Source organism: Terrisporobacter mayombei, assembly GCF_020748465.1.
GTDB lineage: Bacteria > Bacillota > Clostridia > Peptostreptococcales > Peptostreptococcaceae > Terrisporobacter > Terrisporobacter mayombei.
Genome location: NZ_JAHZMP010000116.1, coordinates 1 through 515, shown reverse-complemented (window position 1 = coordinate 515; position 515 = coordinate 1). Strand labels below are relative to the sequence as shown.

Below are 515 nucleotides of genomic sequence, written 5' to 3'. Positions count from 1 at the left end.
ATTGAAGCAGATAAAAAGATTCAAGGTTTAAAAAAATATATAGATGACATGGTCGGAAAATTAAAATAAAATATTATTATTTTATAATAATATTTATTTAGCTGAAAATTATAATTTACTTTCATTGAATAGACTATGTAAATGTTAGTAGAATTGTTATTTTCAGCTTTTATTTGTGTTATTTTTATTTAAATAATTATATTATAGTATGAATCTGAGTATAATTAATATTGTATAATGAAATTAATTTGATAGAACAGGGGATATTTATGTTTGGTATAGAAAAGAAATTGATTGAATATATAATTGCAAAATCCAATTACAGTGAACTAAGTTCAAAGTCAGCAGAAGTATCTTTCTTCTTAATGTTGTCCATATTTCCTTTTTTAATATTTACAATAAGTTCTATAGCTTATATACCGATTCTTAATTTAAATAAGTATATAGCTTTGTTTAGCAATATGATGCCAGAAGGTGCTTTTGCTGTGTTATCTTCAATCATAGTTTCTGCAATA

Annotated in this window: 1 pseudogene; it reads left to right on the top strand. The window is 22.3% G+C overall.

What is annotated here, in order from left to right:
• Positions 1-269 precede the first annotated feature (269 nt).
• A pseudogene (locus tag K0039_RS20635) lies at positions 270-515 on the top strand (YhjD/YihY/BrkB family envelope integrity protein); the annotation flags it as partial.